The following is a 12891-nucleotide window of genomic DNA, read 5'->3' on the forward strand; positions in this document are numbered from 1 at the left end:
ACCTCGGGAAGCCCATACTATCGCGTGGAGGATGTGGGGCTCGAAAGGCGGGCGGCAAGCGGCTGGCCCTCCACCAGCGGGGCTGATGCCTGCCAGCATGGTTTCAGGCCGTTGCTGGCAGTGTGCCACCAGCGCGCATAGTCGCCCGCTTCCTGGCTTATGCTGAGCGGCGTGCCGTATCCGGCCTGCGTGGTGTTGCCTTGGACCGTGACAGTGGCGGAGTCCGAGACGAACATCCGGTCACCCGGTGGCACGAAGCGAACCGGGGGGAGGCTCCAAAGTGCCGTCACTGCGGTCGCCAGCGCCTTGCAGCGGGCACCGTCGATCCAGTCGTGTACCTGGGTTTCTGCCGTAGCACATTTGCCGTTCGCATCCTTGGCGCCGCACCAGTTGCGGTCACGCCGGATCCGCTCGGCGACCCATCGAGGGCTGCCCGTGCCCTGCGGCACACGCCCGATAATCACCTTCTCGTCGACGAGGACGCCGAGACCGCCGCCGACATTCGTCACGCTATATTTGGGGTTGAGCATGCGCGCGTCCTGACCGGCAGCGACGAGCATCAGAAGCAGGAGGGGGCTGGACAAGGGCAACATGGAAGACCTCCACTGCCGACAGGGGCGAATCGGCAAGGAGCGTATCATTCTGGATCGCCCGTAGCGAGAACACGCGCTGATTTGTGGTGTGCTGGGTTGATAACACACCATCGCTGTCCCATATCAACGGCATGTTCAACGTAGTTTCGCTGCTGATCGGGCTGGTGGCGCTGCCCTTTGCGCTGGTGGGGATCATCCCGTTCCCCTTCGTGCCGCTGATTAACTGGATCGCCTTTCCGATCGCGCTTACCGGCACGGTGGTGGGGATGCTCTCGCGGGACCGCGGGGCGGAACCTCAACCTGCTGATCGTGATCATCAGCGGGGTGCGGCTGATGCTCACGGGCGGGTTCATCTAGGCAAACAAAAAGGGGCCCGGCGAACCGGACCCCTCTTCGCGCAGGCCGTAAGGCCTTAGCGGCAGCGGACGTTGCCGCGGTCCACCGAGTGGCCGAGCGCGCCGCCTGCTGCGGCACCCAGCAGCGTGCCAAGCGTCGCATTGCCGCCCGAGGATAGCGCGTTGCCCAACAGGCCGCCGGCCACGCCGCCCACGATCAGGCCCGTCGTGCCGTCGTTGCGACGGCAATAATATCGGCCGTCATTGCCGCGATAGATCCGGTCGTTCCGGCTCAGCCGGCGCTCCTGATAATAGCGGCCGTCGCGATAATATTGGTCGGCATAATAGCGCTGCTGCCCGGGGCGGGGGCGATTATAGTCGTAGTTGCGATACCGCCGCCAATCACCCTGGGCCGCGCGGGCGCCGTTCTGCCGCCAGTCGCGCCGGTCGTCGCGGCGCGCTTCGTTGATGTCTTGGCGGCAATCGCGTGCCTCGCGACGAAACTCGCGCCGGCTGTCGGCATTGCGCAGATCATGTCGGCAATCCTGCCGTGCTTCCCGTTCGCGATGCCCCTGGGCAAGCGCCGGGGCGACGGGCAGGGTCAGCGCGGCCGCGGCGGCGAGTATCAGCATGCGCATCAGGGTACTCCAGATCGTTTCCAATGCGTGCCAAACGGTTCGCCGGCGCGGTCGGTTGCGTGAACAGGAAACTACATCAGGTTCATTCGGCGTCCATCGACGCTACACGTGCGTCGCCCGGATAGGCGAACAGCAGATCGCTGCCGACTTCCGCGTGGAGCGCGACATGGCCTTCCAGCGTCAGGCACTCGCCCGCCTTGAAGGCGATGCCGTCCACCACGCCTTCGCCCTTCACGGGGATCAGCCAGCCGGTGGTGCCTTCGGGCAGGGTGAAGCTGCGCTTCCCGCCTTCCCAGCGCTCGAGCACGAATTTCGGCCCCTCGACCAGGATCGTGCGGTTCGGCGCCACGGCGCCCGGCATCGGGTGGGGCACGAACGGCACCGGCTCCGATACGGCGATGCCCGCGTCCAGGTGCAGTTCGCGCGGGCGGCCATAATCATAGAGGCGATAGGTGGTCTCGCTGTTCTGCTGCACCTCGATCAGCGTGATGCCCGCGCCTATCGCGTGCACCGTGCCCGAGGCGGAGTAGAAAAAGTCGCCGGCCTTCACCGGCTTCCAGTCGAGCATCTCCTCGATCGAGCCGTCGAGGGCGCCGGCGCGCAGTTCTTCGCGACTATAGGGCTGCTTGGTGCCGAGTGCGATCGTCGAATCGGGCTGGGCGTCGAGGATGATCCAGCATTCGTCCTTGCCGCGCGGCAGGCCGGCAGCCTGGGCCTGCTCGTCGTTCGGGTGGACCTGGACCGACAATTTCTCGCTGGTGAACAGATACTTGATCAGCAGATCCGGCGTGGAGTTGCCCGGCGTCTGGAACCACACTTCGCCCACCGGCTCGCCATCAGCGGCGGGATCGGCAAAGCCCGGATACAAGGTGTGGCGGCCCCAGGGTTTTTCGACGCGGTGGGTGGCGAGAAGCGTGGCGGGCACGGAAGATCCCCTTCGAATACGGTCACGGAAACGGGAGCGCATGTGGCCCGAAGGAGGTTCCGCCGCAATCCCGCCCCGAAAAGGATTGTTTGCAGCCACGGCCCCGGTCTAAGAACCCCGCCATATGCGTAGTCCTCTGCCTCGCGCGCTTGCGTTCGCGCTTCTTCCGGTGTTCGCCCTCTCCGTCGCCGGCTGCGCCAAGCGCGGCGGGGTGAAGGATCTGCCTTACGTCGCTCGCGACGTCGGCACCTTGTACAGCACGGCCAAGCAGAAGCTGGACCAGCACCAGTACAAGCTTGCCGCGGCGCTGTTCGACGAGGTCGAGCGTCAGCATCCCTATTCGGTCTGGGCGCGCCGCGCGCAGCTGATGGGCGCGTTCAGCTATTATCTGAACCGCGACTATGCGGAATCGATCGCCTCGGCACAGCGCTTCCTGGCGGTCCACCCAGGCAATCGCGACGCGCCCTATGCCTATTATCTGATCGGCATTTCCTATTACGAGCAGATCAGCGACGTCACCCGCGACCAGAAGATCACCCAGCAGGCACTCGATTCGCTCGGCGAGCTGATTCGCCGTTATCCCAACTCGAAATACGCCGCCGATGCACGTCTGAAGCTCGATCTGGTACGCGACCATCTGGGCGGCAAGGAAATGGAAGTCGGCCGCTTCTACGAAAAGCGCGGCCAGTGGCTGGCGGCGACGCTGCGCTTCCGCAATGTGGTCGACAACTACCAGATGACCACGCACGTGCCGGAAGCGCTGATGCGCCTCACTGAAAGCTATCTGGCGATGGGCGTTCCCGAGGAAGCCAAGAAGGCAGCGGCGGTGCTGGGTACCAACTATCCGGGTACCGACTGGTACAAGCACGCCTATGAGCTGATGCAGGAAAATCAGGACAAGGTGGCGGCAGCGGCCAAGGCGAGCCCGCCGCCCAAGCCCGCAAGCTAAAACCACTTTCGTTCTACTCCTGTTCCTGCGATAGGGGGCCCGATGCTGACCGCGCTTTCCATTCGCGACGTGGTGCTGATCGAGGCGCTGGACCTGGAGTTCGGCGAAGGGCTAGGCGTGCTGACCGGCGAGACCGGGGCAGGCAAGTCGATCCTGCTCGATGCGCTGGGACTGGCCTTGGGCGCGCGTGCCGATAGCGGCCTGGTCCGCAGCGGTGCCGCGCAGGCGGTGGTGGTGGCGAGCTTCGTCCCGCCCGCCGCCGACAGCGCGATCGCCAACCTCTTCGCGCAGAATGGCATGGAGCTGGAGCCGGGCGAACCGTTGCTGATTCGCCGGCTGGTCAAGGCCGATGGCGGCAGCCGCGCCTTCGTGAACGACCAGCCTGCGTCCGCCGGGTTCCTCCGCGAGCTCGCCCCCCACCTGGTCGAAATCCACGGCCAGCATGATGATCGCGGCCTGCTCAATCCGCGCGGCCACCGGCTGCTGCTCGATGCGTTCGGGCGCTGCGATGTGGGACCCGTGGCGATCGCGCATCGCGCGTGGCGCGCAGCCGAGGATGCGCTGGCGGTGGCGCGGGCCGAGCAGGACAGCGCCGAGCGCGACCGCGAATGGCTCGAACACGCCGTCACCGAGCTTTCCGCGCTCGCGCCCGAGCAGGGCGAGGAGGAGCGGCTCGCCGAACGCCGCGCCTCGATGCAGCGCGGCGAAAAGATCGCGACCGACCTGCAGGGCATTGCCGATCTGCTGGAGGGCTCCGATGGCGCCCTTGCCCGCCTGCGGCAGGCAGCGCGGATCCTGGAGCGCGTGTCGGACGATCACGAAGCACTGGCCGAGGCGCTGGCGGCGATCGACCGCGCGATCACCGAAGGCAGCGAGGCGCAGGCCCAGGTGGACACGGCGGCCGAGGCCCTCGCCTTCGATCCCGCGGCGCTCGAGGCGGACGAAGCCCGCCTGTTCGAACTGCGCGCCGTCGCCCGGAAGCACCGGGTGCAGCCAGACGAGCTGCCCGCGCTGCTGGCGGAGCTGTCGGGGCGGTTCGATCGGCTGACCAGCGGTGGCGCCGGCATCGCCCGGCTGGAGAAGGCGGCGGCGGAAGCCCATGCTGCCTATCGCGAGGCGGCGCAGACCCTTTCCGCCGTGCGCGTGATGGCGGCAGCACGGCTCGATGCGGCGGTCGCGACGGAGCTCAAGCCGCTCAAGCTCGATTCCGCGCGCTTCCGCACCGTGGTGGAGCCGCTCGACGAGAACCAGTGGAGCGCCGCCGGCATGGACCGCGTGGAGTTCGAGGTATCGACCAACCCGGGCGCGCCGTTCGCACCGCTGATGAAGATCGCCAGCGGCGGCGAATTGTCGCGCTTCATCCTGGCGATGAAGGTGGCGCTGGCCGAGGAAGGCGGTGCGCGAACGCTGATCTTCGACGAGATCGATCGCGGCGTCGGCGGCGCTGTTGCCGATGCGATCGGCGAGCGGCTGGCGCGGCTGGCCCAGGGCTCGCAGCTGCTGGTGGTGACCCACAGCCCACAGGTCGCAGCGCGGGGCGCCCGGCACCTGCTGATCGCCAAGCGGCATGACGGGATCGTTACCCGCACCGGCGTGACGCCGCTCTCGCCCGAGCAGCGCCGCGAGGAGATCGCCCGCATGCTCTCCGGCGCGGAGATCACGCCCGAGGCGCGTGCGCAGGCGGAGCGGCTGCTCGCGGCCTGAACCTGAACGGACCGTGCCGGCTTGCGACAATTCGTGACGGAAAAGTGCGGTGCTTGGGACAAAGTGACGACATCGGCGTTCCACAACGGCTTTCGACCGCAGGGGCGGTCCAGTCGAATTGAGGAGTACCCGATGAAGAAGTTCATGCTGCTGATCGCCGGACTTGGTGTCGCGACTGCCGCCGTTCCCGCCTCCGCTGCGGCGTTCCAGGGTGGCTGGCAAAACATCAATGCGCGCCAGGATCGCATCGAACAGCGGATCGACCGGGGCATCCGCTCGGGCTCGCTCAGCCGCCGCGAGGCGACCCAGATCCGCAACGAATATCGCAGCCTGGTGCGGCTGGAGGCACGCTATCGCGCCTCGCGCCCCGGCCTGACGATGCAGGAGCGCCGCGATCTCGACCGCCGCTACGACGCGCTGTCGGCCAAGGTCCGCTACGAGAAGCACGATCGCAATAACCACCGCCGCTGATCGCGGCGATCGATCCAAGAGACGGGCCTCGCCCCAAGGCGGGGCCCGTCTCGTATCTGCCGCCTATGCCTTGGGCGGCGAGACGCGCTGGAGCAGCAGCCGCCACAAGGGGATGGTCGCCAGTGTCATCTGCGAGGCGAAGGGGAATATCAGCGCCATCGCGAATGCGGACATCGTGCCGAGCAGCGTCGCGAGCCCGCGCTGGCGAATGAGTCGGCAATGCGCCTTCGCCACCCGCTCGCCCACCACCGGCGCCGACGTTGCCAGCCGCTGCACCCAGATATTGGCGAGCGCGATCAGCATCATCCAGAAGGCGTACAGCGCCGAGGGCACCCGGTACCCGTAATATTCGGACGAAAAGGCGGTGAAGAACGGCATCGCCGCCACCGTGCTCAACATGCAGAGGTTGGGCAGGATCAGCCTTGGCGACCAGTGGCGCGCGCAGTCAAAGGCGCGGTGGTGGCCAGCCCAGAAAGCGCCGATCACGAAGAACGACACGAAGAAGCTGAGGAACTCCACCGAAAGCGGTGCGAGCGCCCGCAGGAACGCCGCGTCCGTATAGGGCGGGTGCACTTCCGGCACGTGGATCTCGATGATCAGTAGCGTGATCGCAATGGCGAACACTGCGTCCGAGAAGAAGATCAGTCGCTCGATCGCGTGGCCGGGGCCATGCGCTTCGGGCGCGTGCGTGGTCTGCATGGCGTGTTCCCCCTGGTTGCCCGGCGACCAGGATAGCAGGCGATCAGCTGTCCGTCTTCTTCGGCGTGCGGCGGGTGCGCGGCTTGATCGGACCGTCGGCCTTCTTGCGGGTACGACGCGGCGGCGGCGCCTTGGCGGAGCTGGGCGGAGCCGCTTCGGCGGTCGACGGGGCCGATTGAGCGACAGGGGCTGCGGGCTTGCGCGCGCGCCGGGCCGCGGCGGGCTTCGCCTCCGCCGTTCCTTCGGCGGGCGCGGCGGTGGTGCCGGTGGCCTGCTTGCGGATCCGCTTCACTGCCGGCTTGGCAGGCGTCGCCGCCGCTGCGGGTTCGGGGGGCGTCGGTTCCGCGGCGGGGATCGGCGCCGGTGCGGTTTCCGCCTTGCTGCCGTCCCCCTTGATGCGCTGGGCCAATGCGACAAGACCCGAGGCGAGCAGGTCGGCGACCACCGGATGCTTCGCGAGGGCGGTGAGCTGGCGGCGTGCATCCTTGGGCAGTTTAATGCCGTCGATCACCTTGGGCAGGAACGACGTCTTCTTGCCGTCCTTCTTCGCCTTCTTGTCTTTCTTGCCTGCCATGCCGCACCTCCCGGGCTGGGTGAAGCGGCCAGCTTCCGCCAAGCGATTCGTGCTGTCAACTTGGCGTCAGTGGTGGGTGGGCACGTCGCCTTCCCACTCGAACACGATGTCGAAGTCTGTCTCGGCGGGCCGGGCGCCGGCGCGGCGAAGGTGGCGTGGCGGCAGCGCGTTTGGCGAGGGCCGCCGACGCGGCGAGCGATAAGGTTTGGGCTTCTGCATCACGGGCTCCTTGCCTTCCCCGGCATCTGTCGAACCCTGCAGATTCGCTCAAGTTCCGCGACGGGCGGCGACGAGTCGCGCGAGGTGGTGGTACAATCGTTCGCTATTCGCTTCCCAGGTAAACGGTTCGGCAAGGCGGCGGACGGCGGAGGGCGCGGGCGGCGCGGCGAGCAGCGCGGCGATGCCGGCGGCGAGCGCTTCGGGCGTGCGCTCGACGATCCGCCCCGCGGCGTGCGCGGTCACCACCTGCCGTGCGCCACCGACGTCGGGGATGACGACGGGCGTGCCGCTGGCCAGCGCCTCCAGCCAGGCATTGGCCAGCCCTTCGGAGGAGGAGGCGAGTGCCATCACGTCGGCGGCCGCGAGCAGATCGGCGATCCGCTCAGGTGGAAGGGGGCCGCACAAACGGATTCGGTCGCCGCAGCCCAGCGCGGCGATCTGCGCCTCCAGGCGCTCTGCCTCCGGCCCCTGTCCGGCAATGGCGAGGTGAACGCCCGGCAGGCCGCTCACGGCGTCAATCAGCAGGTCGTGCCCCTTGAGCGGGATCAGCGCGCCGACAGAGGCGACCAGCGGACCATTGATCCCCAGCGCCTGCTTGGCGGCGGCGCGATCCCGGGGGGCGAAGCGGGCGAGGTCGACGCCGGTGACGATGCAGGCGGTGCGCTCGGCGGGCATGCCGAGCGCGATCATGTCGTCGCGCAGCGCGAGCGATACCGAGAGGAGGCCATCGGCTGACTGTCCCGCGCGCACGATCTGGCGGGCGATGGCGGGGCGGCGGGTCCATTGATGGATGTCGGAGCCACGCGCCTTGATCGACACCGGCACGTCGAAGGTCTTGCCGAGCGCAACGGCCGCGGGCCCGTCGGGGAAGAAGAATTCGGCGCTGATCACGTCGAAGGGGAAGGTGCGGCGCAGCTCGGCGAGCATCGGGCGGAGCGCGCGGGCGAGCATTGCGGCATGGACGCGTCCGCCGGTGCCGGGCAGGTTGAGGAAGCGGGGGCGATGGACGGCAAGGCCGCTCCAATCCTCGTGCGCGGGCTGGTCGGCAAGCGCGGCGTAGCGCGGGTGGCGGTCGAGCGGGAAGGGCGGCAGCCCGCGCGGGGCGACCACCCGGACCTCCACCCCGTCCCGTGCCGCTAGCGCCCGGGTCTGCCGCTCGACGAAGATGCCGAAATTCGGGCGCGCGGCGTCCGGGAACAGGGTGGAGAGGACGAGGACGCGAAGCATGCCCCGGGGTGTCTACCACCCCGGGGTTAATGCTTCAGCGCATCAGCGGCAGTTGCTGCCGCCCTTTTCAATCGCGCGGCCGGCCAGCGCGCCGGCGACGCCACCGAGCAGGGTGCCCGCCATCCGGTCACCGTCCCTGTCGATCGTGCGCCCAAGCAGCGCGCCGCCGACCGCGCCGACCACCGTGCCGGTGGTGCCGTCAGGCTTGCGGCAGTAACGGCGGCCGTCGCGGCCGCGCCACTCGCGATAGGCGTAACGGCGATCGTCGCGGTAGCGGCGGTCGTCACGGTAGCGGCGGTCGTCATGGCCGCGGTAATAGCGGTCCTGGCCGATTGCGGCCTTGGCCTCCGCCTGAGTGGCGGGCAGCACGACGGCAGCGGGAATGGCGAGCGCGGCGGCGCTGAGCGAAAGCAGAAGGGTACGCATGGGATACTCCCCGAATTGTTGTACATGAAACGAACGTGTCGGGCTTAGCCCCGGTTGCATGAACCCCATACTACGCGCCGTTCAGGCAGGAGGCAGACGCATGGACGAAGCCAGGGCGATCATCGCGCAGCTGGAACTGGCACCCCATCCCGAAGGAGGCTGGTATCGCGAGACGTGGCGGGCCGCGGCGGAGGGAGCGGGGCGCTCGCCCGGCACGGGGATCCTGTTCCTGCTCGAGGCCGGGCAACGCTCGCACTGGCACCGCGTGGATGCCGACGAGTTGTGGCTCTGGCACGCCGGATCGGCGCTGGAATTACAGGTCGAGGATGCGAGCGGCAGCGTAGAGCGGATGGCGCTGGGCGGTGATGTCCGCATGGGGCAGGTTCCGCAAGCTCGAGTCCCCGCCGGCCGCTGGCAGGCAACCGAGGCCTTGCAGGGCTGGGGACTGGTGAGCTGCGTCGTCGTGCCCGGCTTCGATTTCGCCGGGTTCGAACTGGCCCCACCGGGCTGGGCGCCACCGGGTCTCTGAACGCAGGTTATCCCCGTTATCCCCGTTATCCACAGCATCAACAGCCGCAAAAGGCGGTTTGCGCTTGGCGACTCGCTGCGAGCGAGACCATCTGGGCTGTAAGAAAGCTGGTAGCGCAGAGAGAAACTGGAGCGGCGTCAGTGGCTTGCGCGCTGGTGTCGGTGCTGGTCCCCTAGGGAAACTCTCCGATCCGGCAGGTGCGCGACAATCGCTCCGTCCGGCGGCGGTTCGCGTGCCGATCCGGTGACCGTCCCCCTGCCGGGCAGTTGCCGCAGGCCGCTGGCGGAGAGGGTGATGCGCTTCGGCGCAGTACCAGACCGGCCACCTTCGCATTTCGCAGCGCGCCACACCGAGATATTGCCCCGATTGGCAAGCGCCCTGCCGGCGCGCATAGCGGCGCCAACACGCATCGGGAGCATCGGCTTGGGACGCATTTTCGAACGGTTCGCGCAGAGCGTCGCCGGCTGGGCGGGGCGTCCGCCGGCCTTCGTCTTCGCCTTCCTGGTCATCATCGTCTGGGGGCTGAGCGGGCCGGTGTTCCACTGGTCGGACACCTGGCAGCTCGTGATCAACACCGGCACCACCATCGTCACCTTCCTGATGGTGTTCCTGATCCAGAATGCGCAAAATCGCGACGCCGCCGCATTGCAGGCCAAGCTGGACGAAGTGATCCGCGCGATCGACAAGGCGCGCAACGAATTTATCGGCATCGAGCATCTAAGCGAGAAGCAACTGCTCGAAATCCGCGATCGGCTGGAGCGCGAGTTCGGCGAGGCCGATCCGGCCCGGCACGAGGCGATCGAGAAGGTGATCTCGCGCCGCTGAGGCGGCTCAGCGCACCTGCCGGCGAACCTCGGCAAGGCGGGCGAGGGCAGCAGGGATCACCGGGCCGCCGCAATTGACCAGCTGGCGCGAAAACCGCGCCTGGATGATCTTCAGGCCGGTCTCGTCGATGGCGCGCTTGCGCAGGATCGCCGCGCGCGAATCGCCGTCGCGCCCGACCCCTTCGGGGGCGAGCATTACGCGCGGCGGATCTGCGATCACCTGCTCCATCGCCAGGTGGCCGGTATGGGTGAGGCCGTACTGCGCGGCCTGGTTGGAGAAGCCGGCGGTGGTCATCAGGTCGTCGAGCAGAGTCTTGCCGCCGGTGACGAGGTTGCCGCCGATCCAGAGCAGCGCGGGGGCCTTGGCGCCGCTCCAGCGCGTGGCTGCCACTGCCGCGTCGATGCGCGCGTTGAGCGCGGCGCCCTTGGCTGGCGCGCCCACCGCCTTCGCAAGCTCGCGCACCTGCGCCTTGCTGTCGGCGATCGAGGGCGGGATATCGAGATAGAGCACCTTCAGTCCGGCGCGGGCAAAGGCCTCGCGGGTCGAGGGCGCGGTGAAGCTGGTGGCCACCACCAGATCGGGCTTGAGGCCGATCACTTCCTCCGCGGTGCCGTTATTGCCGCGGAAGCGGTGGGCGACCTCGAGAGGGATCGAGGTGGAGTCCGCGCGCTGCGAATAATGGCTGATCGCCGCGATCCGCGACGGCGGCACCAGCTCCAGCAGCGTCGCATCCGCGCAGGGGTTCATCGAGACGATGCCCCCGCCACCCTGGGACGGCGCCGCCGCACAGCCCGCGAGCCCCAGGTAGGCGAGCAGCGCGGCGCCGAACCTCACTGGAAGCGCACCCGCACGCCGCCAAAGGCAGCGCGGGCATAGGTGCCATAGCCGGTGATCTGCTGATAGCGCACGTCGCCGACATTATCGACGCGGCCATAAACCGAAAGCAGTTTCGTCACCGGCATCTCCGCCCGCACGCTCGCCAGTGCATAGCCGTCGATCGCGGTCAGGTTGCCGGCGTCGTTGAAGCTGTCCCCCACCATCGTCACCGTGCCGCCGATCGCAAGGCCGAACGGGAAGCGATAATCGGCCGAGACATTGACTGTGTCGCGCGGGCGGCGCGGCAGATCGTTGCCGAGCATGCCCGCAGTGCGGTTCTGCGAGAGGACATGGGTGACGTTCGCCCGCACCGTCAGCGCCTTGACCGGCTGCAGCAGCGCTTCGATCTCGACGCCCTCGGCGCGGGTCTTGTTGAGGTTGTAATAGGTCGACGTATCGAAATTATAGTCGATCTGGTTGTCCGAATCCCGGTGGAACCAGGTGACGCCAAGCGCGAGCTTGCCGCCCGCCAGCATCTGCCGAACGCCTGCCTCGTAGCTCCTGGCGGTTTCGGGACGGAGGCTGCGGTCGCCATAGGCGCTGTAAAGCTGGTACAAGGTCGGCGCCTTGAATCCCTCGCCGAAGCTGGCGTGCAGCACCGTGTCCGCGGTCGGGCGAACGGCGATGTCGGCGTTCCACGTCCAGTGGCCGCCGAATGTGTCATGGTCGTCGTGGCGGCCGCCGCCCGTCAGCGTCAACGGCGCGACCGGGGTGACGATCGCCTGGCCGTAGAAGCTGGTGATGCCCACCGACGTGCGCCCCGCGCTGCCGAAGCCTTCGTCGTAGCGGATGCGGCTCCGCTCGTGCTCGGCACCGAAAACGAGGCGGAGCTGGTCGGCCAATGTCGCGTCCCCCTGATAGGTATAGCGCTCGGCGCGGCCGCGATAGCGATAGGCGACCGACGAGTCGTCATTGTAGCCGTCGCGGTGAATGTCCGAGAGGGCGAAGCCGATCCGGTTGCGCAGCTTTCCGCCGAGCGACTCGTTCCGGAGACCGGCATAGCCATAGACTTCCTGCGTCTTGGCATACTCGCCCGTGTCGCCAAAGTCATAGGTAGGCGGGGCATAGCCGTCGAGATCGACCTTGCTGTCGGCATAATAGCCGCGCAGATCGAGCGCGAGGCCGGGGGCCAGCTGCACCTGGACGTTGCCGGTCGCGCCGATCTGGCGGTATCCGTCTGCCTCCCTGCCATTCGCCGCCGCCGAAATGCCTTGGGTGGTGAGATAGCCCGCGGTCAGCCCCGCGGAAATACGGTCGTTGCCGCCCGCGAGCGCGGCATTGCCGTTGAACGTGCCGAACGATCCGCCCTCGGCATTGCCGCGCATGTGCAGACCCTGCGCGCCTTGCAGCGTGGTCACGTTGACGACGCCGCCAATGGCCTGGCTGCCCCAGATCACCGAATTGGGCCCGCGCAGCACCTCGACGCGCTCGACCGATCCGGCGAGCAGGCTGGCGAAGTTATACGCGCCACCGGTGGCGGAGGGATCGCCGACGCGGATGCCGTCGATCAGCACCAGCGTCTGGTCGGTCTGCGCGCCGCGGATGCTGAGTGCGGTCGACGTGCCGAGCCCGCCGTTGCGCACGACAGTCACGCCCGGCGTGGTGGCGAGCAGATCCGAAAGGGCAACGGTCTGGCGCTGCTCGATCTCGTCGCGGTCGATGATGGTGACCGAACGTCCGACCGCATCGGCGCGCTGCCGGACGCCGCTTGCGACGACGATGATGCGATCATCGTCGGGATCGGCATGGGCGGCCAGCGGCGCGAGCGCGGCGGTGGCGAACAGGGAAAGCTTCAAGAACTGCATGGGTACAGACACCTGGGCAGGGGAGCACGGCTCCCGCATGGGTTGGTGTCGCTCACACGGGGATTTCAGCCCCGATCACCCGGTGCACCCCGCCCG

The 12891-nt window shown here is 68.0% G+C and carries 16 protein-coding genes; 6 read left to right on the forward strand and 10 right to left on the reverse strand.

Features of this window, described 5'->3' with window-relative positions:
• Positions 1 to 17: 17 nt before the first annotated feature.
• Positions 18 to 593 (reverse strand): hypothetical protein, encoded by a 576-nt coding sequence (locus tag V7E00_RS01965; RefSeq protein ID WP_333571022.1) that lies wholly within the window; start codon positions 591 to 593, stop codon positions 18 to 20.
• 131 nt (positions 594 to 724) lie between these two features.
• On the opposite strand from V7E00_RS01965, the gene V7E00_RS01970 reads away from it, so the two are divergent.
• The gene (locus V7E00_RS01970) at positions 725 to 1009 is read left to right on the forward strand and encodes a hypothetical protein (protein ID WP_333571023.1); all 285 of its coding nucleotides are present in this window, start codon (positions 725 to 727) and stop codon (positions 1007 to 1009) included.
• Here the strand turns inward: V7E00_RS01970 and V7E00_RS01975 are convergent.
• Both V7E00_RS01975 and V7E00_RS01980 read right to left on the reverse strand, forming a co-directional pair.
• The gene (locus V7E00_RS01975; protein ID WP_333571024.1) at positions 1006 to 1566 is read right to left on the reverse strand and encodes a glycine zipper 2TM domain-containing protein; all 561 of its coding nucleotides are present in this window, start codon (positions 1564 to 1566) and stop codon (positions 1006 to 1008) included. The two genes, V7E00_RS01970 and V7E00_RS01975, sit on opposite strands and share 4 nt — an antisense overlap.
• An 82-nt stretch (positions 1567 to 1648) precedes the next feature.
• A complete protein-coding gene (locus V7E00_RS01980; protein WP_333571025.1) occupies positions 1649 to 2491 on the reverse strand; it encodes a class I mannose-6-phosphate isomerase in 843 nt (280 codons plus the stop codon).
• 124 nt (positions 2492 to 2615) lie between these two features.
• On the opposite strand from V7E00_RS01980, the gene V7E00_RS01985 reads away from it, so the two are divergent.
• The 3 genes from V7E00_RS01985 (at position 2616) to V7E00_RS01995 (ending at position 5615) form a co-directional block, all read left to right on the forward strand.
• Positions 2616 to 3440 (forward strand): outer membrane protein assembly factor BamD, encoded by an 825-nt coding sequence (locus V7E00_RS01985; RefSeq protein ID WP_333571026.1) that lies wholly within the window; start codon positions 2616 to 2618, stop codon positions 3438 to 3440.
• A gap of 42 nt (positions 3441 to 3482) precedes the next feature.
• Positions 3483 to 5144 (forward strand): DNA repair protein RecN, encoded by a 1662-nt coding sequence (gene recN / locus V7E00_RS01990; RefSeq protein WP_333571027.1) that lies wholly within the window; start codon positions 3483 to 3485, stop codon positions 5142 to 5144.
• A gap of 132 nt (positions 5145 to 5276) precedes the next feature.
• Entirely contained in the window at positions 5277 to 5615 is a 339-nt protein-coding gene (locus V7E00_RS01995; protein WP_333571028.1) for a hypothetical protein, read from the forward strand.
• A gap of 63 nt (positions 5616 to 5678) precedes the next feature.
• Here the strand turns inward: V7E00_RS01995 and V7E00_RS02000 are convergent, their stop codons facing one another.
• From V7E00_RS02000 to V7E00_RS02020, 5 genes are all read right to left on the reverse strand, one after another.
• Positions 5679 to 6314, reverse strand: coding sequence for a TMEM175 family protein (locus tag V7E00_RS02000; protein WP_333571029.1), 636 nt, complete (start codon positions 6312 to 6314; stop codon positions 5679 to 5681).
• Positions 6315 to 6357: 43 nt separating this feature from the next.
• Entirely contained in the window at positions 6358 to 6888 is a 531-nt protein-coding gene (locus V7E00_RS02005; RefSeq protein ID WP_333571030.1) for a hypothetical protein, read from the reverse strand.
• A gap of 66 nt (positions 6889 to 6954) precedes the next feature.
• The gene (locus V7E00_RS02010; RefSeq protein ID WP_333571031.1) at positions 6955 to 7107 is read right to left on the reverse strand and encodes a hypothetical protein; all 153 of its coding nucleotides are present in this window, start codon (positions 7105 to 7107) and stop codon (positions 6955 to 6957) included.
• Positions 7108 to 7155: 48 nt separating this feature from the next.
• A complete protein-coding gene (locus V7E00_RS02015) occupies positions 7156 to 8334 on the reverse strand; it encodes a glycosyltransferase (RefSeq protein WP_333571032.1) in 1179 nt (392 codons plus the stop codon).
• A gap of 42 nt (positions 8335 to 8376) precedes the next feature.
• Positions 8377 to 8760 (reverse strand): glycine zipper 2TM domain-containing protein, encoded by a 384-nt coding sequence (locus tag V7E00_RS02020; protein WP_333571033.1) that lies wholly within the window; start codon positions 8758 to 8760, stop codon positions 8377 to 8379.
• A 100-nt stretch (positions 8761 to 8860) separates the two neighbouring features.
• Here V7E00_RS02020 and V7E00_RS02025 point away from each other — a divergent pair, with 100 nt between their 5' ends.
• Entirely contained in the window at positions 8861 to 9289 is a 429-nt protein-coding gene (locus V7E00_RS02025; RefSeq protein ID WP_333571034.1) for a cupin domain-containing protein, read from the forward strand.
• A 423-nt stretch (positions 9290 to 9712) separates the two neighbouring features.
• Positions 9713 to 10114, forward strand: coding sequence for a low affinity iron permease family protein (locus V7E00_RS02030; protein WP_333571035.1), 402 nt, complete (start codon positions 9713 to 9715; stop codon positions 10112 to 10114).
• 6 nt (positions 10115 to 10120) lie between these two features.
• Here V7E00_RS02030 and V7E00_RS02035 read toward each other — a convergent pair whose 3' ends face one another.
• Positions 10121 to 10948 carry an ABC transporter substrate-binding protein gene (locus tag V7E00_RS02035; protein WP_333571036.1) on the reverse strand — a complete coding sequence of 276 codons (828 nt, stop codon included), beginning with the start codon at positions 10946 to 10948 and terminating at the stop codon, positions 10121 to 10123.
• Entirely contained in the window at positions 10945 to 12795 is a 1851-nt protein-coding gene (locus tag V7E00_RS02040; protein ID WP_333571037.1) for a TonB-dependent receptor plug domain-containing protein, read from the reverse strand. Before V7E00_RS02040 ends, V7E00_RS02035 begins: the two co-directional genes overlap by 4 nt.
• Positions 12796 to 12891 lie beyond the last annotated feature (96 nt).

Origin of the sequence: Sphingomonas sp. (assembly GCF_036731925.1) — a bacterium.
GTDB lineage: Bacteria > Pseudomonadota > Alphaproteobacteria > Sphingomonadales > Sphingomonadaceae > Sphingomonas.

Coding starts and splice junctions, on each gene's coding strand:
- V7E00_RS01965 (WP_333571022.1), bottom strand. CDS start 593: ATGTTGCCCTTGTCCAGCCCCCTCCTGCTTCTGATGCTCGTCGCTGCC.
- V7E00_RS01970 (WP_333571023.1), top strand. CDS start 725: ATGTTCAACGTAGTTTCGCTGCTGATCGGGCTGGTGGCGCTGCCCTTT.
- V7E00_RS01975 (WP_333571024.1), bottom strand. CDS start 1,566: ATGCGCATGCTGATACTCGCCGCCGCGGCCGCGCTGACCCTGCCCGTC.
- V7E00_RS01985 (WP_333571026.1), top strand. CDS start 2,616: ATGCGTAGTCCTCTGCCTCGCGCGCTTGCGTTCGCGCTTCTTCCGGTG.
- recN (WP_333571027.1), top strand. CDS start 3,483: ATGCTGACCGCGCTTTCCATTCGCGACGTGGTGCTGATCGAGGCGCTG.
- V7E00_RS01995 (WP_333571028.1), top strand. CDS start 5,277: ATGAAGAAGTTCATGCTGCTGATCGCCGGACTTGGTGTCGCGACTGCC.
- V7E00_RS02000 (WP_333571029.1), bottom strand. CDS start 6,314: ATGCAGACCACGCACGCGCCCGAAGCGCATGGCCCCGGCCACGCGATC.
- V7E00_RS02005 (WP_333571030.1), bottom strand. CDS start 6,888: ATGGCAGGCAAGAAAGACAAGAAGGCGAAGAAGGACGGCAAGAAGACG.
- V7E00_RS02010 (WP_333571031.1), bottom strand. CDS start 7,107: ATGCAGAAGCCCAAACCTTATCGCTCGCCGCGTCGGCGGCCCTCGCCA.
- V7E00_RS02015 (WP_333571032.1), bottom strand. CDS start 8,334: ATGCTTCGCGTCCTCGTCCTCTCCACCCTGTTCCCGGACGCCGCGCGC.
- V7E00_RS02020 (WP_333571033.1), bottom strand. CDS start 8,760: ATGCGTACCCTTCTGCTTTCGCTCAGCGCCGCCGCGCTCGCCATTCCC.
- V7E00_RS02025 (WP_333571034.1), top strand. CDS start 8,861: ATGGACGAAGCCAGGGCGATCATCGCGCAGCTGGAACTGGCACCCCAT.
- V7E00_RS02040 (WP_333571037.1), bottom strand. CDS start 12,795: ATGCAGTTCTTGAAGCTTTCCCTGTTCGCCACCGCCGCGCTCGCGCCG.